Genomic DNA, 23,458 nt, shown 5'->3' on the forward strand with positions numbered 1-23,458 from the left:
CAAAAAAATTGAGTATCCTGACAAAAACAGACCTGAACCTGCATAAGCTGAACCGCTACTTAAGCCTGCAGATACTCGCGGCCATCGTTTTGGGAACGCTTTGCGGTGTTTGTTTTCCGAAGTTTGCGATACCAATGCAATGGGTAGGTACGTCATTCGTTACCGTTATTGAACCTTTTGTGCCGCCGATCATTTTCCTGAGTATTGTCAGTTTGTTTGGCAGTCTGGAAAATCTGAAACTTGCCGGAAGGATCACGATTAAGGCGCTTGTTTATTTCGTTGTAGTTAGCGCTATGGCAATTGTTTTTGGCATTTGCAGTGCCTTACTGATTAAGCCCGGGAGGATAGACAAGGGGTTTTTAGGCGCAATTTCTCCTCCAAAAGTAGTGGAAAGTAACTATAACGACTGGTTAAATGTGGTACTGCAAAACAGCATGCTCATCATCCTTGTTCTGGCCATCGTAATTGGTCTTTTTATCAATCAATACAAACACAGAAATGAGGTGATCAGGGTGATTGATCGATTAAAGCTAACCTTGCTGACACTGTTAAGATACCTCTTTCTGCTGGCTCCAATCGTTACTTTCTGCGGGATTGCTTATACGGTTGGCCGTTATGGACTGGATACCCTGGTTCCTATAGGTAAGATGCTGGCAGGGACTTATATTGCGATGTTTCTTTTTGTACTCATCGTGCTTGGGAGTCTCCTGGCCGCTTTCAAGGTGAATGTTTTTACATTCCTGGGGCACATAAAAAATGAACTTTTATATGCGCTGGGTACTTCTTCCTCCAGTTCTGTTATTCCGCTATTGATGGAAAGACTGGAAGGGCTTGGCTTGAAACAACCGGTAGTAAGACTGGTTACGGTGACCGGCAACTCTCTGAATCTGAATGGAACCTGTATTTATCTGGGGATGTCGGTCATGTTCCTGGCCCAGCTCAACAACATCAGCTTTTCATTTTCTGAACTCTGTAGCATCGTGATGATTGTTTTGCTGACTTCAAAAGGCGCATCTGGAATACCAGGTACAGGTTTTCTCGCTTTGGTCACCACGGTTGGCAGCATTCATAAGATTCCGGTAGAGGGACTGGCGGTATTGCTTAGTATCGACCGCTTTATGAGTGAAGCAAGGGCAATCACGAATACGATAGGGCATAGTGTGGCTGCATTGGTGGTGTCCAAAAGTGAAAAATAAAAAAACTTTTATATCTTCACCACAGAATATAATTATCAACGGCCAATATTAATCGCTGCTGTTTATCGCATTTCTGCATGAAGCTATATCAATTAATTACAGAAATTAAAGCACTGGAAGATGTATCCACATTTTCGAAACATGAACAATTGGTTCAGGGAATTATCAATGCCCTGGATCAGAAAATATTGGTCAGGGGAGATGCTTTACCTTCAGTAAACCGGATGATCAGGGAAATTGGCTTTGCAGGGGAAACCATTGCAAAGGCTTATAAGGAACTGGTGAGCAGAGGCATTCTGGAATCTAAGCACAGAAAGGGATACTTTGTTGCGACAGAAGATACGGAACAGCATTTGAGGGTCTGTTTGCTATTATATGCATTTGATACCTTTCAGGAAACATTTTACCAAAGCTTCAGGAATAAATTAGGCGAGAATATCCAGTTGGATCTTTTCTTTCACCATAACAATTTTTCCGTATTTGAGAATACGATCAATAATGTAAAAGGAAAGTACGGCATGTATGTGATCGCTCCGATTGACCTTCCTGAATCCATACCATTGGTTGCGCAATTTCCGATGAATAAGCTGCTGATCGTGGACAGACAGTTAAACCTGAATGAAGAGCATTCCTATATTGTACAGGAGTTTAAGCAATCATCCTATAATGCCTTTGTGGAACTCGCAGATCGTATTAAAGAATTTGACGAGTTTGTATTCTTTTTTAAGCAGAAATCGGCAGAGCCAAATGACATCATGGACTCTTTTCAGCGTTTTATTAAGGACTATAATGTTAATGGTACTGTAAAAAGTAAATATGAATTGGGTAGCATCGCGCCAAATAAAGTTTACTTTACCATCCATAATTTAGAACTATGGGAAATCCTTAAAGACTCTAAAATTAAAGGATTGAAACCCGGAAAAGATTTGGGCATATTGTCTCATAATGATGACAATATTAAAGAAATCATCTTTGATGGAATTACTACATTCTCTATTGATTTTGCTCAAATGGGTGAAATGGCAGCGGAATTTGTACTATGCAGAAAACCCATACAACACATCATGAAGAATCAGCTAATTAGAAGAAATTCTTTATAGAATATCGCTGTATTGTGTTGAATTTCATTCTCTTATCTAGATACTAACTTACCGGGTACTAATTCTGTTTTTCAAAAAGGCTTCTCAAAAATAAATTTTGGAATGTAAAATATTATTACAATCTTGGTACTAGTGTAGTGTAGTGTAGTGTAAACATGCTAGCTATACAAATCAACGAGCCAACCAAATATAAATGATGAAAGAATGCTGCAATCTGTGGGATCTACCTGCCTCTACTCGTCTGGTTTATTATTCCTTTCTGAACCAAACTAAATCAATATGAAATATAATTTTACCAGATTTTTTTCAATGTACAGCTGTTGGCTATTGCTGCTGGTTTGCATTGGTACTGCAACTTCGCTAAATGCTCAAACCGCCGGGCAACGGCTTACGGGGGTGGTCATTGACAGCGTCGACAGGGCACCGATTCCAAATGCTTCTGTTACCATAAAAGGAACAAAACAGGGAACCCAGACAGACAATATGGGACGGTTTATCCTGGATGTTTCCGGAGAAGGAGCAACGCTGATCTTCTCTTACGTGAGTTACAAGCCCAGAGAACTCTACGTCCAGAAAGGTAAACCAGTAACGGTAAGGATGGTGTCTGCGCAGGATCGCCTGGAAGAGGTGGCAATTGTGGCTTATGGCACACAGAAGAAAAGCAGTATGGTGGCTTCAATCACCACAATAGATCCAAAAGAACTAAAAGGTCCCACCTCAAACCTGACCACAATGCTTGCCGGTCGGATCGCAGGGATGGTGGCCTATCAGCGAAGTGGCGAGCCTGGTATGGACAACGCCTCTTTCTTTATCAGAGGGGTAGGTAGTTTTGGTGCCGGAAAAAAAGACCCTTTAATCCTGATTGATGGAATGGAATCGACAGGGACAGACCTGGCGAGGTTGCAGCCAGATGATATTGCAGGCTTTTCTGTACTTAAAGATGCAGCAGCCTCTTCATTATATGGAGCAAGGGGCGCAAACGGTGTGGTATTGGTGACCACCAAACAAGGAGAGATCGGTGCCGCAAGATTTAATGTAAGGTTTGAGAACTCACTATCATCCAATACAAGAAATTTCAAATTTGCAGATAACATCACGTATATGAATCTGGCAAATGAAGCGGTCTTAACAAGAGACCCTAAAAAAAGCCTGCCTTATCTTCCTAACAAAATCGACCATACCGCTGCCGGAGACAATCCATTACTCTACCCAAATAACAATTGGATAGAACAGTTGATTAAAGACTATACGAATAACCAGCGTTTCAATATGAACGTAAGCGGGGGAGGAAATACGGCACGCTATTATGTTGCCGGAACTTATAACGTAGACAATGGTATTTTAAGAACCGACAAGAAAAACAATTTAGATAACAACATTAAAATTAAGAACTATGCGGTGCGCTCTAATGTGAATTTAAAGCTTACACCGACTACAGAGGCCATCGTAAGGACTTCTGCTCAGTTTGATGATTATACGGGGCCTATTGGCGGCCGCGATGAATGGGGCAACCTCATTAATGGTGGTGCCGCGGTATTTCAAACTGCACTGTGGTCTAATCCCGTGATGTTCCCCGCAGTATATCCGGCAGAATATTCGCCATTTTCAAAACATCCCCTGTTTGGCAACGCTTTTATTGGCGATTCACAAAATATGTACATTAACCCCTATGCGAGGATGGTTTCGGGGTATCAGCAATACAATACCTCAACAGTAAACGTCCAGCTGGAATTAAAACAGGACCTGAAGGCGATTACAGAAGGGTTGTCGACCAGATTAATGGCTTATACCCAGCGCTATTCTTACTTTGATGTTGCCCGTAGTTTTAATCCGTTTTACTACAATCTGAGCGTTATTCCAGGAAGCACAGAACGAATTCTTTCTCCATTAAATCCCCTGGGCGGTACTGAATTTCTAAGTTATAATCAGGGAAACAGAAATCAGAATACCACCACATATGGAGAACTTGCGGTTAACTACAGCAGAACATTTAAAGAAAAACATGCAGTTACAGGGATGCTGATCGGTATCCTTAGAAATTACCTTACGGCTAACGGAGGCGATCTGCAGGCCTCATTACCATCAAGGAACTTAGGTGTTTCCGGAAGATTAACCTATGCTTATGATAACCGGTATCTTTTCGAAGGTAACTTTGGGTACAATGGCTCTGAACGTTTTGCACCCAACCACCGCTTTGGTTTCTTCCCTTCGGCGGGTGTTGGATGGAATGTTTCTGAGGAGAACTTCTTTGAGCCGCTTAAATCTGTGATCACCAGGCTTAAGCTTAGAGGTACTTATGGTTTGGTTGGAAATGACCAGATCGGAAGGTCGGAAGACCGGTTCTTTTACCTTTCCAATGTCGATCCCAATAGTAACGGCCGGGGATATACCTGGGGTGATAAATGGGATTTTTACCGACCGGGTTATTACATCAGCAGGTATGAAAATTACGACATCACCTGGGAAAAAGCCACAACCACAGATCTGGGCTTTGACCTGAACTTCAAAAATGGATTCTCGATGGTGTTTGATTATTACAAATCCATCCGCAGCAATATCCTGATGGGCCGGTCCAATATTCCCAGCACAATGGGCTTTAACACCACCGTGCAGGCCAACGTAGGTAAAGCAAAAAACGAGGGCTTTGACCTGGCACTGGACTATAGCAAAACATTTGGCTCCAATTGGTGGATACAGGCAAGAGGTAATTTTACTTATGCCAGAAATGAAGTGATGGTTAACGAAGAGCCTGATTACCCGGAGGACTTAAAACATTTATCAAGATTAGGTTTCCCTTTTGAACAAAAATATGGTTTGATTGCGGAGCGTCTGTTTGTGGACGACATTGAGGCAAGAAACTCGCCGACTCAGAATTTTGGCGGATTGATCCCCACCATGGGTGGAGATATCAAATACCGGGATATCAATGGAGATGGTCAGATCACTGACAAGGATAAAGTACCGATCGGCTTGTCGACAGACCCGGAGATTATTTATGGTTTTGGATTCTCTTTAGGATTCAAAGGCTTTGATGTGAGTACTTTCTTCCAGGGGTCTGCACGTTCTTCTTTCTTTATTGATCCGGGAAATATTACACCTTTTGCACTGAATGGTTCTTTCCAAAATGGGTTACTGAAAGCGATTGCAGACGACCACTGGTCGGAAGATAACCGGAATTTACATGCCTTATGGCCAAGACTTACCGACGGTTTCAATAACAACAACAACCAGTTTTCTACCTGGTGGAAGCGTGACGGTAGTTTCCTGCGGTTAAAATCTGTTGAGATTGGTTACAATTTACCAAAAAAAGCACTTAGCCGTTTTAGGCTCTCCAGCTTAAGATTGTACCTGAATGGTTCCAACCTCGCTGTGTTCAGCCCCTTTAAATTATGGGATCCGGAAATGGGCTCGAAAGGTCTGGGATATCCTGTTCAGGCGGTATACAATATAGGTCTGAATGTTGGATTTTAATTAACGATAAGAATCATGAAAACGAAAATATATATCATACCGGTTTTAGTGCTTTTATTTAGCCTGAATGCCTGTAAAAAAAGCTTCCTTGATGTTGTGCCAGACAATGTGCCGACCTTAGACAATGCTTTTACCATGCGCAATGAAGCCATCAAATACCTGGCTACCTGTTATTCTTACCTGCCAAACGATGGAGAGCCCACACAAAATATAGCCTATATGGGCGGAGATGAATTCTGGCTGGATTTCCCATCGAGAAGTATCAATGCCACAAACTGGGCGATGGCCAGGGGAAACCAGAGTGTGGTGAATCCTTTGGCAAATTATTGGGATGGAGGAATGTTTAATGCCATTCGCGATTGCAATATTTTCCTGGAAAATGTACGTGACCTGACTAAAGTACGGGACATGAGTATCGATGAACGCAACCGCTGGCTTGGAGAAGTTGAATTTCTGAAAGCCTATTATCATTTTTTACTTTTCAGACATTACGGACCAGTACCTGTGATTGATGTAAACCTTCCGGTGAATGCGCCGATTGAACAAACTAAAGTTAAACGCCAGCCAGTTGATTCTGTAGTCAGCTATATCGTGAAATTGCTGGATCAGGCCGCTGCAAAATTACCCAATAACGTGATGATTCCGGCTACAGACCTGGGGCACATTACCAAGCCAATTGCCTTAAGTATTAAAGCAAAGGTATTGCTGTATGCAGCGAGTCCGCTGTTCAACGGAAATAAAGACTATGTTAATTTTAAGAATCCCGATGGTCAGCTGCTGTTTAATCAAACGGTAAGTACTGATAAATGGAAGAAGGCGGCTAATGCGGCTAAAGAAGCCATCTTATCGGCCGAAACCGCAGGAATTAAGTTGTATACTTTTCCGGGTACTACTTTTCCGCTTTCCAGCACTACCATGAGGGAAATGAGCATTAGAAATGCGGTGACAGAGAAATGGAATACGGAAATCATTTGGGGAAACCCCAATTCGAGGACATGGCAGTTGCAATATTCTTCGATGGCCCATATTGATCCGTCGTTCTCCGGTAACAACAGTGTACATGGAACTTTGGCTCCGCCAATGAAAATTGTGGAGCAGTTTTATACCAAAAATGGTGTGCCAATTGATGAAGACAAAACACTGGATTTCTCTAACAAAGCACAATTGCGTACCGGAACAAATAGCGAGCGCTATTATATCGTTGAAAATTACCAAACCGCAAGGATAAATTTCGACAGAGAACCGAGGTTTTATGCAGATCTGGGCTTTGATGGCGGCAAGTGGTATATGGAAAGCAACAGGAGTGATGACAATGCTTTTTCTGCTCAACTTAAACTGGGACAGTATGGCAGCGGTTTATCGATTACAGTAACCACTTACTATCCTAAAAAACTGGTGAACTGGAAATTTGCTTTTAAAGAAGGGAACAGCAATCACATCGAAGAATATCCTTTTCCAATGATCCGTCTTGCTGATCTTTATTTAATGTATGCAGAAGCGCTAAATGAAGCCGATGGACCTTCGCCGGAAGTATATACCTACCTGGACAAAATCAGGGAACGTGCCGGATTGGAAGGTGTCCTGGATTCATGGAACAAATATTCAGTTAATCCGGGTAAACCGGGCACTCAGCTGGGCTTACAGTCTATCATCCGCAGGGAACGCAATATTGAAATGTCGTTTGAAGGCAGCAGGTTCTGGGATCTCCGCCGCTGGAAACTGGCCGCACAGGAGCTGAATAAAAATATTACAGGCTGGGACAGGGATCAGGATAAAGACCATCCGGAGCTGTTTTACAGGCTAACTAATATTTATACCCAGCGGTTTATCGCGCCAAGAGACTATTTATGGCCGATCAGAGAGAACAATTTACTGGTCAACCCAAACCTGGTTCAAAATCCCGGATGGTAATTAAATTAGGATACACCTCAAATTGATTTTAAGATGAAAAGAAATAAATATATAACATTCGCTGTTTTGTATGTGCTGTTTGTGTTGAGCTCCTGCAACAAGGCAGAGATCAACGGGATTTTGGAAGACAATAAGACCGCACCCGGGCAGGTGAGCAATGTGAGTGTCGTCAACCAGAATGGCCAGGCGAAAATCAGCTATAACCTGCCGGACAATAAAGACCTGCTTTATATCAAAGCGGTATACAGCATCGCCAATGGACAACAACGGGAAGTCCTGGCTTCAGGATACACGAATAATATGATTGTAGATGGATTTGCAGATACCAATCCTCATGAGATCAAATTATATGCAGTAAACAAAAGTGAAAAGGCTTCAGAGCCGGTTTCTGTTACGGTGAAGCCTTTGATTGCGCCGTTTAGATTGATCTTTAATGAGCTAAAGGCCAGTGCAACATTTGGCGGGGTTAGGGTAAACACGATTAATAAGTTCAAGGCAACCGTAGCCATCGTTCCCTTATTGGATTCTTTAGGTAACGGAGATTGGGCCAATCTGGAAAATGTTTATACGCAGGATTCTGTCATCAGTGCGAGCATCAGAGGCCTGAAACCAAAACGGGGAAAATTCGCTTTTTATGTGCGCGACAGGTGGCTGAACCGTTCTGATACCTTAGTGATTGACCTGACCCCATTGGAAGAGAACCTGTTAAATAAAGATCTTTTTCAGGAAGTAAGGTTGCCAGGCGATGCCGAATACATGTACAATACGACTTTGAACCTGATCTGGGATAAAAGAACTGACAACGGGCAATGGCCTTGTATGTATACCCAGGAAAGTGCCGGCAGTCCGCAAACGGTTAGCTTTAGCATCGGTAAAGAAGCAAAGTTGAGCAGGATCGTGATCTATCCAAGAAGAGAAGCGGGTTATTATGACAAAGGAAACCTTAGGGATTTTGAAGTCTGGGGATCTAATAGTCCAAGTCAGGATGGAAGCTGGGCAAGCTGGACCAAACTGATGACCTGTAACGTGATGAAACCTTCAGGATCACCGCTCGGCACCGATACAGGGGCCGATGAAGCCTATGGTAAAGCAGGCTGGTCATTTGATTTTCCTGAAGACGCGGCCAAATTCAAGTATTTAAGGATCAAAAACCTGAAGAACTGGCGAAGCAGCTATTTTATGGAAATTGCTCAGGTATCAATCTGGGGCGTATATTAATTGATTTTTAGCATAGAAAACATGAAAAATATAAATAAAACCATCGGAATACTGGGGTTTGCGTTAATGATCATTGCCTGTCAGAAACAAGATGACTATAAGGAATTTACGAAAGCCGGGGAAATCGTTTATCCTGCGAAAATCGATTCTTTAAAAATCCTGTCCGGAAATGGCAGAATTAAAGTGTCAGGTGCTTTAAATCCGGATCCGAAGGTAGTCAGGTTTAGGGTGTTCTGGAACAGTAAGCTTGATTCTGTTGATGTACCTGTTAAACGTACCGGAGGAGTAGACAGTGTGAATTACATCATCAGCAATCTGGAGGAAGGTCCGTTAAGTTTCGAAGTGCGTACTTATGACTCAGAGGGCCATATTTCGGTGCCCATGAATGTGGTCGGAAATGTTTACGGGGAACGTTACCGTTCGGCATTAAACAACAGGGCTATTTTAAGTACAGAATTTAATACCCAGGGGGAAGCGAAACTTAAATTCCAGGACATTGCCGCTGCAAGTGGCACGGTAGGGATGCAGATCCGCTACAAGCATATAGACAATACCACCCACGATACCGTAGTTGTAGCCCAGCTTAAAGATCAGGTAGTGACCCTGCCGAAGTTTAAAGGTAATCCGATCGAGTACCGGATCATTAATAAGCCCGATCCCTTGAGCATTGATCAATTTTATTCGAACTATGAAACACTTTCTTTAAAAGGAGAAATAAGTGCCATATATTTAAAGAATAACATGGTGCCTTTTAAGAGATCAGCTTACGACAATAACAGATGGGGAGACCTGGCCGACTGGGTAACGAACAGTGCCATGAAGAACCACAATGGTATGGGTGGATATGCCAGTGATAACGATGGAATTATAAATATTGAAGCCGGTTGGGGCTCAAGTGCCATTACCAACGGGAAAATTTATCAGATCATTACTTTACCTCCCGGCAGGTATTCCTTTACAAGCGAGCTGTCTGATAATAATTATGACGGGAATCCACCAGCCTATATTGTGGCGGCTGCGGGAACGGGAATTCCAAATGTAGAGGCATTGGGGACAGCACTGGGGAGTACTGCAGTGAAAAATAATCGCTTTGAATTTGAGTTAAAGCAAACCACTGTAGTTTCTTTGGGAATGGTCTTGTCGTTTAACACAGATCATTATATGAAAATCAGAAGTTTAAGGTTATACGCCTTATAATTATTGCCTGATCACCTGTCGATTCGTTAAATTGATAGGTGATTAGTTTTATTGCACCACAAACATTATTGAACCACACACACAAATTGAAATAATGAACCTAAACAAAAAATGCCTGCTTACAACTGTAGGTATCGCTGCTGCTTTACTTAGTTTTGGGCAGAACAAAAATTTAAAGCTATTCTATAATCAACCGGCTGCCCAGTGGGAGGAAACGCTCCCCTTAGGGAATGGCCGTTTGGGGATGACTCCAGATGGGGGCATTTCCAAAGAAAAAATAGTCCTTAACGACATTACCCTATGGTCTGGCAGCCCCCAGGATGCCAATAATTATGAGGCTTATAAAAGCCTGCCAAAAATAAGACAGCTTATTCTCGAAGGAAAAAATGATGAAGCTCAGGACCTGGTCAACAGAGATTTTGTCTGTAAAGGACCTGGTTCCGGCGGCCCGCAATGGGGCAAGTATCAGACGCTTGGCGCTTTGGAACTGGAATTTACCTATAAGGGAATCAACACTGCCCAGCCCGAGGTTAAAGCATACCATCGGGAATTGTCTTTGGAACAGGCGATGGCCAATTGCAGTTTTAAGGTAAACGGAGTAAACTATAAAAGGTCCTACTTTACCAGTTTTGATGATGATGTAAGTGTGATCCGCTTAACTGCCGATCAGCCTGGCCAGCTCAACCTGAGAATCCTGATGAACAGACCAGAGCGGTATGTGGTACAAACAGAAGGGAATGAATTGCAGATGTCCGGACAACTGGATAATGGTACTGATGGTAAAGGAATGCTGTACATGGCCAGGGTGAGCGCCAAACTGAAAGGCGGAACAGTTAACGCTGATCACCATTCGCTGATCATTAAAGATGCGACAGAAGTTGTTATTTATGTCGCAGCAGCAACAGATTTCAGAAATTTTCCTTTTAAAGAAAAGACAAAAGAGGTTCTTGCAGCCGCGCTTAAAAAGCCATATGAATTGCAAAAAAGCAAACATATCGCCAACTATGGCAAGCTCTTTAAAAGACTGAGCATCGACCTGGGGGAAGGGGCATCTGCAAAGCTTCCTACCAACCTCAGGTTAGATGGGTTTTATAAGAACTTTGATGCAGATCCTTCTCTTGCCGCTTTATTCTTCCAGTTTGGAAGGTATTTGACCATCAGCAGTACGAGGGTAGGTTTACTTCCGCCTAATCTTCAGGGCTTATGGGCTAAAGAAATAAATACCCCATGGAATAGCGACTATCACCTTGATGTCAATGTGCAGATGAACCATTGGCCAGTCGAAGTCGCCAATCTTTCTGAACTAAACCTGCCTTTGACAGAACTGGTGAGGGGATTGGTAAAACCAGGTCAGAGAACGGCTAAGGCTTATTATAATGCCAATGGCTGGATTGCGCATGTGATCACGAATGTATGGGGCTTTACAGAGCCTGGGGAAAGTGCGTCATGGGGCGCTTCCAATGCGGGATCAGGATGGCTATGTAATAACTTATGGGAACATTATGAGTTTAGTCAGGATTTAAAATACCTGAAAAGCATCTATCCGATATTGAAGGGGTCTGCAGAGTTTTACAAAAGTGCGCAGGTCAAAGATCCAAAATCAGGTTGGCTGGTTACGTCGCCTTCCGTATCTCCCGAAAATTCCTTTTATCTTCCCAATGGGAAAACTGCTGCCATTTCTATGGGACCCACCATCGACAATCAGATTGTAAGAGAACTATTTGGCAACGTTATCAAAGCTTCAACCCTGTTGAATACCGACGCCACATTTAGAGCGGCCTTACAGGAAACGTTAAAATCCGTGCCACCTGCTGGTGTCATCAGTAAAGACGGTCGCATCCAGGAATGGCTGGAAGATTATAAAGAAACGGATCTTCAGCACAGACATATTTCTCATTTATATGGTTTATATCCGGCATCGCTGATCAGCCCGTTTTCTACACCAGAACTGGCCGCAGCAGCAAAGAAAACACTGGAAGTGCGGGGCGATGACGGCCCAAGCTGGACGATAGCCTATAAACTATTGTTCTGGGCGAGGTTACAGGATGGAAACCGGGCATTTAAACTGCTAAAAGAGATCTTAAAACCAACATTAAGGACAGACATCAATTACGGTGCAGGAGGAGGGGTGTATCCCAATATTTTATCGGCCGGACCTCCCTTTCAAATTGATGGTAATTTTGGTGCCACTGCCGGTATTGCCGAAATGCTTTTGCAAAGCCACGATGGTTTTATCGAGCTCTTGCCTGCATTGCCGGATGCCTGGAAAAAGTCCGGAAATATTAAAGGTTTTAAAGCCAGAGGTAATTTCACCATAGACATCAGCTGGAAAGACGGCAAAATTGTCAATTACCGTATTGCATCACCAATAGCCAAAAAAGTAAAGGTTAAAGTAAATGGCGAGCTAAAAGAGGTGATAGCTCAGCGTCTTCTATAAAATAGAACCCTTTCAAAACACACAAGATGATAAAATATAAGCTACTTTCATGTTTGTTCTTCCTGGTCTTTTTTCTGAGCCAGGCCAATGCCCTTACTTTTAAATTTGGCAGGTCCGGGAAAATTATTTATGACCTGAAATCAGGAACCTTTAATGTGTATCAGAATTCAGATGAGTTGTTAAAAAGCGGATTTTCAACCCTTAAGGAAAATGGAAAGGTATATAGTTCAAAAGATTATTTAACAAGGAACTATACCAGTATTCAGATTTCAGATCAATTTGGAAAAGGGTTAAAGCATACCATTAACCTCAGCGGGGCAGGAAAGCCGGATATGAGGCAGATCTTTTACACCTATGATCAGCTGCCCTATTTTTTAGTGGAGATTGAGGTTTCCGGAGCGAATGTCAGCAGCAATGAAATGATTCCGGTTCAAGGCCTTATTCCTGTTTTGAATAGTGTCAAAGCACTCAGGAGTGTATTTGTCCCTTTCGATAACGACACCTTTATCAGCTATAATTCAAAGCAGTTGTCAACAAATGAGCAACAGATCAGTTCAGAGGTTGCCGCAATCTATGACAACAGTTCGTTCAAAGGCCTGATCTCCGGTTCCCTGAACCATAGGGTTTGGAAAACAGGCGCTGCGACAGGTGTTGATGCTGCAGGCAATGCTTTCATCAGGATACAAGCTGGTTTTACGGAAAAAAGCATCACCAGGGATACCATTCCTCATGGCACATTAACAGGTAATGTAGTTAAATCTCCGAAGATTTTTTATGGCTTATTTGACGATTGGAGAACGGGCATGGACGCCTATGCAAAAGCAAACAGATCTGCAGAACCTCCGATTGTGTTTAAATGGAAGCATCCGACACCTCTCGGGTGGAACAGCTGGGGCGTGATGCAGGAGAAGATTTCCTTTGATAAAATTGTAAAAGTCACGGATTTCTTTGCAGACAGCCTGAAAGCTTTCAGAAGCGAGGGAACCTTGTATGTTGACTTAGATTCTTTTTGGGACAATATGCTGAAGGGTGGATTGGAAGGGGATTATTCAAAGCTAAAAGAATTTGCAGATTACGTTAAAAAGCGGGGATTAAAACCGGGTATTTACTGGGCTCCTTTTACCGACTGGGGATTTAAGTCGGGCGGCGACAGAAGGGCAGAAGGAGGGAATTACAAATTTGGGGAACTCTGGACCAAAGTAGGCTCAGGCTACCACGATATTGACGGCGCAAGGGCTTTAGATCCAACACATCCGGGCACACAGCAAAGGATCGCTTTAGTGATCGGGAAGCTTAAAGAATGTGGCTATGAAATGATCAAAATTGATTTTCTCGGACATGCAGCCATAGAATCAGATCATTTTTACGATCCAAAAGTTACCACAGGAATGCAGGCTTATGATGTGGGAATGTCCTTTTTGCTCAAACAACTGGACGGTAAAATGCTGGTCTATGCTGCGATTTCTCCAACTATGGCCTCAGGTAGGTACATTCATGTGAGAAGGATTGCCTGCGATGCCTTTAAATCTATAAGAGATACAAAATATACCCTCAATAGCCTTACCTATGGCTGGTGGCAAACCCATTTGTATGATTATATGGATGCAGATCACGTGGTGCTTGGAACGGAAGATATCGGTACCAACAGGGCGAGAACACTTTCCGCAATTGTGACCGGTTCTTTTATCGTTGGTGATGATTTTTCAGCGAAAGGGCCCTGGACCGGACGTGCAGCAGCGCTGTTTCAAAATCAGGCATTGCTGACTGTAATTAAAGATGGAAAGTCCTTCCAGCCCCTTGAAGCGGATAAAGAGGCCTCAGAAATGTTTGTTAAACAATCAGGTAATACACGTTACCTCGCTATTTTCAACTATGGAGATAAAGAAAAGAAGTTTGCGGTCAACGCAGCTGCCCTCGGTTTAAAAAGCTTTAGCGGATATCAGCTGGAAGATCTTTTTGCCAATAAATCAGGGATTTCGGTTAATACTGCCGAATTTGTGCTCCCTGCGGGTGATGCCACATTGATTAAAATAACCAAATAATTATATAAGCTATAAAATCATTACTAATGTTTAAAATCCCATTGTATACTACTTTCATTCCTTTTTGCTTACTGTTACTTTTCTCTGCTTCCATTCCGATCAGGTCAGCGGCGCAATCAGTGATCATCCCTATCGAAACACAAAACAATGCATTGGTTCTGCAAACAGATGCCAATAAACATCTGAGGACTATTTATTTCGGTAAGAAATTAACAAACAATAAGGAATATTCACAGGTTCCAGGTTTGTATCAGCAAACTTCAGACTATACAGGAATCCTCAATTCTGCCTATACGCCATCCGGTTCAAGGAATCTGGCCGAACCGGCACTCAGCGTGACCCATGCAGATGGAAACAATTCCCTGGACCTGAAATATGTAAGTCATGATTTAAAACAAATTGACAATAATGTTTCCCTGCTCAGCATTGTTTTAAAAGATCCTGTCTACAATTTCTCGGTAACACTTTACTATAAAACTTATTTTAAAGAAGATGTGGTAGAACAATGGAGCTCCATTCAGCATCAGGAAAAGGGCGAGGTGGCCTTACATAAATTTGCTTCAGCAAACTTGTATTTAAAAAGTGCCGGTTATTGGTTAAACCAATACCATGGAGATTGGGCCAAAGAAATGCAGGCCGAAGAGTCGAAACTTACACATGGCATAAAAACGCTGGACAGCAAATTGGGCACAAGGGCTAATTTATTCCAGCCACCAGTGTTTATGGTCTCCCTGGGGAAACCTGCAACAGAAGATGAAGGAACTGTTTTATTTGGTTCGCTGGAATGGAGCGGTAATTTCCGGACCGATCTGGAAGTCGACTTTCAGGATAATTTAAGAATCCTTTCAGGTATCAACAACTATGCTTCAACCTATAGCCTAAAGCCAAATGAAGCTTTTGTAACGCCGGTATTTCTATATACTTTATCTTCAGGTGGTAAAGGTCTGGCCAGCAGAAATCTACAGCAATGGGCGAGGAACTATAAATTGTTAGATGGAAAAGGCACACGCTTAACCCTTTTAAACAATTGGGAGGCTACCTATTTCGATTTTAATGAAAGCAAGCTTGCCGGTCTTCTAAAAGATACTAAGAAACTGGGAGTAGACCTTTTTCTGTTGGATGATGGATGGTTTGCCAACAAATATCCCCGTAATGGTGATGTTGCTGGGCTGGGCGACTGGCAGGAAAATAAAAAGAAATTGCCAAACGGGATCTCTTCTTTGGTTAAAGAGGCACAAAACAATCAAGTGAAATTCGGGATCTGGATAGAGCCTGAAATGGTGAATCCCAAAAGTGAATTGTACGAAAAACATCCGGATTGGGTGGTTAAACAGCCGCAAAGAGAAGAACATTATTTCAGAAATCAACTGGCGCTTGACCTCAGCAATCCGAAAGTGCAGGACTTTGTCTATGGTGTCGTAGATGGACTTTTTACTAAGAATCCCGATCTGGCCTATATTAAATGGGACTGTAATGCGGTAATTTATAATGCGCATTCGGCAACAATTAAAAATCAGAATCATTTTTATATAGAATATGTGAGGGGCTTATACAAGGTGTTGGAACGCATCCGGGCAAAATATCCTAAAGTACCGATGATGCTTTGCTCCGGTGGTGGTGGAAGGGTGGATTATGCTGCGCTGCAGTATTTTACCGAGTTCTGGCCAAGTGACAATACAGATCCGCTGGAACGTATTTTTATGCAATGGGAATATTCCTATTTTTATCCGGCAATTGCCAGTTCAAATCATGTGACGGACTGGGGTAAACAGCCGATAAAGTTCCGTACAGATGTAGCCATGATGGGCAAATTGGGGTTTGATATTGTAGTCAGCAAACTCAGTGCGGATGAACTTCAGTATTGCCAGGAGGCGATAAAGAATTACGACGCACTGAAAGGGATCATCTGGCAGGGAAATCAATACCGTTTATCCAACCCAACAGAATCGAGTGTCGCTTCGATGCTTTATCTTGACGAAAACAAATCATCAGGTGTCATCTTCAATTACCTGGTTAATTATAGATATGGGGCAAACAGCAGTTCGCCGATTCTGTTAAAAGGGCTGGATCCGGTAAAAGAATACAAGATCAGGGAAATAAATCTTTATCCCGGTACAAAATCGAGCATTAAAGGGGAAACAACCTATACCGGCGACTTCCTGATGAAAGCAGGATTTAATCCTGATGTAAATTCGATAAGAACAAGTGTGATTTTAAAAATTGAAGCCGTAAATTAAGCCCTATAAAAACCAATCATGATCATGAATCTTAAAAAGGAAATCCAACAAAGGCTTTTATCCCTTACCATATTTTCTGTAATACTTTGTATTAGTGGCTTTGTTCAGGCAAAAGTGAAGCTGCCTTCTATATTTAGCGATTACATGGTTTTTCAGCAAAAGGCAAAGGCCGCGGTTTGGGGTAAAGCTGATCCGGGAAAAACGATCAGCATCAGTACCACCTGGAGCAGGGAGCGTTATACTTCAAAAGCAGACGCGCTTGGAAACTGGAAGATTCTGGTCGCTACGCCATCCTATGGCGGGCCTTATGCAATGACAATCTCTGATGGAGATCCATTGATTCTGATGAATATCATGATTGGTGAAGTATGGGTTTGTTCCGGACAATCTAATATGGAGATGCCTTTGGCAGGATGGGGAAAGGTTAATAATTATGATCAGGAAATTGCATCGGCTAAGTATCCGGATATCAGACTGCTGCAGGTTGACCATGTAACCAGTAATGCTCCTCTGGATGATGCAAAGGTTGCTAATTCCGGATGGAAGCCCTGTATTCCTCAATATGTTGCCGAATTCTCTTCTGTGGCTTATTTCTTTGCCAGAGAGATTTATAATAAAACTAAAGTGCCGATTGGATTAATACATACCTCCTGGGGTGGTACGATTGCGGAAGCATGGACCAGTGGCACTACGCTTAAAACAATGCCTGATTTTGTGGAGGCGGTAACCAAAATTGAAAATGAAGGAAAGGATAAAAGTGGCATAAGCTATGAACAGCAATTGGCCAGCTGGCGTGAGTTGGTACTTGCAAAGGATACAGGAATGGCAGAAGGGAAGCCAACGTGGATTGGCAACTCTATAGATGTTTCCTCATGGAAAACCATGTCGCTGCCAGCAGTATGGGAACAAGCAGGAATGCCCGAATTTGATGGGGTGGTCTGGTTCAGAAAAAACATTACGATTCCCCAGGCCTGGGAGGGTAAAGAATTGACCATTAACCTGGGGACAATCGATGACAATGACATTACGTTTTTAGATGGCGAAAAAATAGGGGAAACGGAGGGTTATAACAAACCTCGTAGCTATACCATTCCGGCAGATAAAGTAAAAGCAGGAACATTTGCGCTTGTGGTTAGGGTATTTGATGGTGCCGGTGGTGGTGGGATTTATGGCAATAAGGAGGGCATGTCCATGGTCTCTGAAGGTGGAGCACATTTTCCCCTGGATGGTGAATGGCGATATAAAGTGGGGTTGAACCTCAAAAATATTGCAAAAGCACCGACCTCAAAAGATGGTCCTAACCGAACCACAGTGTTATACAATGCCATGATTCATCCTTTCCTGCAATTTCCAATCAAAGGGGCCATCTGGTATCAGGGGGAAAGTAATGCAGATCGTGCACATCAATACCGTACACTTTTTCCTGCAATGATCAGGGACTGGAGAAAGCAATGGGGCCTTGGCGATTTTCCTTTCTATTTTGTACAGCTGGCTAACTTTATGCAGGTGGATGCCACACCACCAGCTGCTTCAGCATGGGCAGAACTAAGAGATGCACAACGCCAAACGCTTTCGTTGCCAAATACTGGAATGGCGGTAGCTATCGATCTCGGTGATGCAGCAGATATTCACCCAAAAAACAAACAGGATATTGGTAAAAGACTGGCTTTAATTGCACTTGCAAAGACCTATGGTGTTAAAGTTCCCTATACCGGCCCTGTTTATCAATCTGCTAAAACAGCATCGGGAAGTATTCAAATAAGTTTCAGTACAGCCGAAGGCTTAAAAACCGGTGATGGGGCGGAATTGAAAGGCTTTGCCATTGCCGGCGCAGATCAGAAATTTCACTGGGCCAAAGCAGAAATAAAGGGAAATCAGATTGTGGTCAGCAGTGCTGAGGTTCCTAACCCGGTTGCAGTAAGGTATGCCTGGGGCAATAACCCGGTTTGTAACCTGATCAATGTTGCCGGACTTCCGGCATCACCATTCCGGACAGATCAATGGGAGGACAGTACCAAATAATTACCCGGCCGCTGAAAGATAGAGCGGGGAGAAGAGCAGGAACAAAAGGATCATGATGAGCAACAGGAGGCCATTTACCCAATGGCGGTTCTTCCATGGCTTTAGGTCAACAATCGGCTTGTCCTGTGCGATATATGCCCTTTCCATAGGATATAGTTTTCCGATGATCAGCATAATGGCCGAAGTAAGGACAAAAAGAATGGCGAGTACATGCAGAAAATGGATGCCGGTATCAAATACCATTTGTGTGAGTATATATCCGGTAAGGCAAAATGCCAGGCCTATTTTTGCAGCAATTGGTGGAACCTTTTTGGTGACAAATCCGACAAACATGATGGTAAAGATGGGGATGCTGAATGCGGCATTTATCTTCTGCATAAAGGTGTAAAAGCTATCGCTTGAAAAAAGAAACAGCGGCGCAATGAACATGGCCAGTAAGGAGGCAAACATTTCAAAACGTTTAGAGGTTTTGAGCAAATTCTTTTCGGTAACCGGAAGGCCTTTTTTCTCTTTAAAAGGCTTGTAGAGGTTTAGGATAAACAGTGTGCTTGCGCTGTTCAGTCCCGGAGAATAGGAGGTGATTGCTGCGCCGAAAATAACAGCGGCAATAAAGCCACTGAGTACAGGAGGAGATACATCGCTTACTACCCTGGAAAATACTTCGGTCGTGTTTTCCATGTTGCTGTACATATGAACAGCAATAATCCCCGGTAAGATAAAAAGTAAGGGGCCAAGCAGCTTTCCTGCGCAGGCCAGTGCAATCCCCTTCTGACTGGCTTCAAGATTGGAAGAGGCCAGTGCCTGTTGTACGATGACTTGTTCTGTACCCCAGTAAAACAGGTTCATTAAGATCATTCCGGTGAAAATGGTAGAGAATGGAACGGCATCTTTGCTTGTCCCTATGGAGTTGAAATGTTCCGTTTTTGAAGAAAGAATGGTGTGTATGCCCTGCTGGAAATCGCCATTGCCAACGTGGCTTAATCCGAAGTAGGCCAATAACAAAGCACCAGTGAACATACAGACGCCCAATACAAGGTCCGAAATTACGATCGCTTTTAGTCCGCCGAGTATGGAATATAAACTTCCGATGAGTCCAATGCACCAAACCAGGATCCAGATGCTGCTGCCATAACTGATGTCCCAGATGTCTGAAAAATGAAAAAGGCCGTTTAATGCAACAGCACCGGTGTACAATACAATCGGTAAGAGATTAACCATGTAGCCGATCAGGAAAACAAGAGAGACCAGTTTCTTGGTTTGTGGATCATACCTGTTTTCCAGGAAATCAGGTGTGGTAGACATGGCCCCCTTCAAATAAACAGGGATCACAAATTCAGAGACAATCAGCATGGCGAATACGGAACTTACACCCCAGGCCATTACCGTCATGTTGTTGAGGTATACAGATTCGCTGTTGCCTACAAATTCTGCCGCACTGATATTGGTGAAAAACAAGGCGGTGCCGACAGCGGTGAAGCTCAGCTTACGGTTAGCCAAAAAGAGCCCCGCAGAGGTAGTTATTTTATGCCTTCGGGTCTTGAACCAGGAAATCAGCGCAACCAGAACCGTTACGGTAATAAAGGTCGCAAAGGCGGTAAAGTTCATTTTTAAGGATTATAATATCGGCCCTCCTAATATAGATAAAAGAGTGGTGTCATTTAAGTGCTTTAACCAGTAAGTTATCAATACTGGCAAGCGCATCATAGGCCCTTACGCCAATCGATCCATTGCCGAACTCTGCATCAGTAACAGAAAATATAGGTTTTACCCCCTTGTTAAAATATACCTTGATTTCAGCAGCTTTAGCTTCAATTCTAATCTGATAGGCTTTACCAATTTCCAATTTTTGTTGTGCTGTGGCAAGAACCACCCATTTCTGATTTGAAGATTTGCCCAATTGTATCTGACCGGATTCTGCATTGAGGCCTAAATAGTAACCGTTGTAAGCCTCAGCGCCAATCACATGATCTGTTACTCTAAACAGCAATCCGGCATCACCTTTCGAGTTCAGCTGTACTGTTGCTTCATAACTCAAATCCTCAAAAAAGGTGTTTGCAGCAATGGCCTTAGACCCATGTATGCCATATCCCCAGGAACCTTTGTTAGATGCTGCATGGATGGCGCCATTTTTAATAAACCAACTGCCACCGTATAGGAGCCAGTCTCTAAGCGTGGCATGATTGAAATTTTCCTTAAATGTTTTTCCTGCAATTCCTGGCAGGCCGATGACTGGAAAGTTACTGATCCTGATGTTTTCTGATCCAAATGGCGTTAGTGTAATTTCTTCTGTTTGTGCTGATGAAGCCACAGGGCTGCGCGGTACTTCAAGCGCATGCATCTTGTTGTATGCCGAAGTCCAGGAAGGTATTTTTTTTGCGGTAACAGTTATCCTTACAGGAGTGCTGGCCTGTATAAATGGATTTTCGGGCATGGCACTGTGCTGAACTTTAAACGTTCCGCTACGGTCTTTACCACTTAAAACCAATCCATAGTTCCAGGCGGAAGATGGAGAAACTTCGTAGTCGAAAAAGCCATCAACGGGATGCTTTTTAGCGATGCTGTATTGGGCATCCATCTTAAGTCCGTATACAATTGGACCACGCTCTACTGTTACTGAATTGTTAACCTGATTGCTGAGTTTTACGTCCATAGGAAAGTTGATGACCACCAGGTTATCGGTATTCCACGATCTGTTAATGGTATAAATCTGACCAGTTTTAACACCGGGTAATGCTTTACCATTAATGGAAACCTGAGGATTCCTGCACCATTCCGGAATGCGCAGTTTTAACGGAAAAGATGTTGATTTTTCCAATAATACCCTAATTCTGATCTCTTCTTCGAATGGATAATTGGTCATCACCTGAAGTTTTACAGGAATGCCTTCTGCTACAAAAGCATCGACCTCAACCGGGGCGTAGGCAATTACAGCCAGGCCTTTATCCGGAGTTGCTACCCAGCTGTTTTTAACAAAATAGGGCCAGCCCATATGCATATTGTACCTGCAGCAACCCATTCCGGAGTAAGGACTGAGCAGCAAAGCACCATCATAATCTTCATCAAAACCTGAATTGCCATGTTTACAATATACCTGGTTGGGTTGTGTATAGTATAAATGAGATTTAATGTCCCTGCTAAATTGTGCCGGCAGGGTATTAAAAGCTATTTTTTCAAGCCGGTCCCCAAGTCTGGCATCATGGATTATTCTTGCCGCGGTTTCCAGACTTTGCATCCATTCTACTACAGTACAGGTTTCAGTTCCCTGAAAGGAACTTCTTCCGGCAAGAAACTCGGTGCCGGAAGCAATTCCCGTAGATTGTCCGTGGTCTCTCATCAAATGATCAATCCCTTTCTGAGTTGCATTCCGATAAAATGGCGTGTTGTTCAGTTGTGAATATATCGCTGGGAACTTAAGCGCCTGTCCTACACTGACACTGTGTTTGGTATGGAAATCATCTCCATAATGGTAAAATTGATTGCCGGTAAAAATATCCGTCCATGGATAAGCCTGCGATTTTAATTTCTCTGCCAGTTCTAAGAGTGATCTTTCTCCGGTTCTGTTATACAGCCACAAGACGATTTCTATATTGTCGGCGGTTCTTGATTTGCTCCATTCAGATAAAGGTTTCTTATCCAGGTTGTCGAGCTGGTATTTAAAGTACCTGCTGAAAAATCCAATTACCCGCTTATCACCCGTAGCTTCATAATAACTTTGTATCGCATACATCATGGGCATTCTTGGCCACCAGTCTTTCATTTTAAGGGGGCCAAAAGAACCATCGGGCCGTTGCTGATCTAATGTCCAGTTGATCCACTTCTCAGATTTAACTTTCAATCCGGGATCTCCCAAGGTGTAAGCAAGCGCAACAAGTCCCTTTACGTAATAGGGGGCACGTTCCCAGCTTTCGCCGGCACCACCCAGCCAGTCGGAATCTGCTCCAAGGTTTCCGCTTTCCGGATAAAGTGCTTCGGCGTTTCCTGTAGCACCATCTTTTTGCAGTTCAAGTTGCTTTAGCAACCATCCTTTAGCTTTGATGCTACCTAGGGGGAGTTGTACATCAGCAGCTGCATAGAGAGGGCTTCGGTTAAACACGTATGGTCCGCCGGATTCCTGCTGAGCAAATAGCCATAACGGCATCATAGCCAGAGCCAAAATCATAGATTTTCTGACGCTCATAATTTTATAAATGGTTGTTTTAAATAACAAGTTTATTGTAAAATACCGGATATCTTATAGCAGAGCGACAGATTGATACGATCTGAAGAATTTTGAGACAAATAGCCTAACCCGTTTCGCCTTATAAATCCGTGGCGATACCTTTTTGAATCTTTTTTTGCACGATATTGCTGTTTAGTGATGACTGTTCCCGGGTTGGGAAAATGATGCTTTTTGTTGAAGTATTGATCTGTTTTGATGAATCAGTGATGATCAAATTTCTTAGCTTACATCGCAATTAAGGACATTAATCAAGAACGGGAATTAACAATTTAGGAGAACAATTTCAGTGCTGCGCCAGAATGATAGAGGGACGGATAAAAATGGTATTATAACATCATATTCCAGATGATATGAATTAGAATAGCTGCGATTAAACCGGCACGAATTCTAATAAAACCAGAAAAAAAG

Annotated in this window: 12 protein-coding genes; 10 read left to right on the forward strand and 2 right to left on the reverse strand. The window is 42.9% G+C overall.

What is annotated here, in order from left to right; all coding sequences use genetic code 11:
- Positions 1–8: 8 nt before the first annotated feature.
- The 10 genes from BLQ87_RS05645 (at position 9) to BLQ87_RS05690 (ending at position 18,831) form a co-directional block, all read left to right on the forward strand.
- Positions 9–1,196 (forward strand): cation:dicarboxylate symporter family transporter, encoded by a 1,188-nt coding sequence (locus BLQ87_RS05645; RefSeq protein ID WP_074605175.1) that lies wholly within the window; start codon positions 9–11, stop codon positions 1,194–1,196.
- Between the two features lie 77 nt (positions 1,197–1,273).
- Positions 1,274–2,296 (forward strand): GntR family transcriptional regulator, encoded by a 1,023-nt coding sequence (locus BLQ87_RS05650; RefSeq protein ID WP_074605176.1) that lies wholly within the window; start codon positions 1,274–1,276, stop codon positions 2,294–2,296.
- A gap of 279 nt (positions 2,297–2,575) precedes the next feature.
- A complete protein-coding gene (locus BLQ87_RS05655; RefSeq protein WP_216857784.1) occupies positions 2,576–5,767 on the forward strand; it encodes a SusC/RagA family TonB-linked outer membrane protein in 3,192 nt (1,063 codons plus the stop codon).
- A gap of 15 nt (positions 5,768–5,782) precedes the next feature.
- Positions 5,783–7,678 (forward strand): RagB/SusD family nutrient uptake outer membrane protein, encoded by a 1,896-nt coding sequence (locus tag BLQ87_RS05660; RefSeq protein WP_074605177.1) that lies wholly within the window; start codon positions 5,783–5,785, stop codon positions 7,676–7,678.
- Positions 7,679–7,711: 33 nt separating this feature from the next.
- On the forward strand, positions 7,712–8,896 hold the full coding sequence (locus BLQ87_RS05665) for a DUF5000 domain-containing lipoprotein (protein WP_074605178.1): 1,185 nt from the start codon (positions 7,712–7,714) through the stop codon (positions 8,894–8,896).
- Between the two features lie 21 nt (positions 8,897–8,917).
- The gene (locus tag BLQ87_RS05670) at positions 8,918–10,093 is read left to right on the forward strand and encodes a DUF4998 domain-containing protein (protein WP_074605179.1); all 1,176 of its coding nucleotides are present in this window, start codon (positions 8,918–8,920) and stop codon (positions 10,091–10,093) included.
- A 94-nt stretch (positions 10,094–10,187) separates the two neighbouring features.
- The gene (locus BLQ87_RS05675; RefSeq protein ID WP_074605180.1) at positions 10,188–12,530 is read left to right on the forward strand and encodes a glycoside hydrolase family 95 protein; all 2,343 of its coding nucleotides are present in this window, start codon (positions 10,188–10,190) and stop codon (positions 12,528–12,530) included.
- Positions 12,531–12,556: 26 nt separating this feature from the next.
- On the forward strand, positions 12,557–14,572 hold the full coding sequence (locus BLQ87_RS05680) for an alpha-galactosidase (protein ID WP_074605181.1): 2,016 nt from the start codon (positions 12,557–12,559) through the stop codon (positions 14,570–14,572).
- Between the two features lie 26 nt (positions 14,573–14,598).
- Positions 14,599–16,809: an alpha-galactosidase gene (locus BLQ87_RS05685; protein ID WP_074605182.1), complete on the forward strand. Its 2,211-nt coding sequence runs from the start codon at positions 14,599–14,601 to the stop codon at positions 16,807–16,809.
- Positions 16,810–16,833: 24 nt separating this feature from the next.
- Positions 16,834–18,831 (forward strand): sialate O-acetylesterase, encoded by a 1,998-nt coding sequence (locus tag BLQ87_RS05690; RefSeq protein ID WP_074605634.1) that lies wholly within the window; start codon positions 16,834–16,836, stop codon positions 18,829–18,831.
- On the opposite strand, the gene BLQ87_RS05695 is transcribed toward BLQ87_RS05690, so the two are convergent.
- Positions 18,832–20,436 (reverse strand): solute:sodium symporter family transporter, encoded by a 1,605-nt coding sequence (locus BLQ87_RS05695; protein WP_074605183.1) that lies wholly within the window; start codon positions 20,434–20,436, stop codon positions 18,832–18,834.
- Between the two features lie 49 nt (positions 20,437–20,485).
- Entirely contained in the window at positions 20,486–23,008 is a 2,523-nt protein-coding gene (locus BLQ87_RS05700; protein ID WP_074605184.1) for a beta-L-arabinofuranosidase domain-containing protein, read from the reverse strand.
- Positions 23,009–23,458: the final 450 nt, after the last annotated feature.

Origin of the sequence: Pedobacter steynii (genome assembly GCF_900103665.1) — a bacterium.
Classification (GTDB): domain Bacteria; phylum Bacteroidota; class Bacteroidia; order Sphingobacteriales; family Sphingobacteriaceae; genus Pedobacter; species Pedobacter steynii.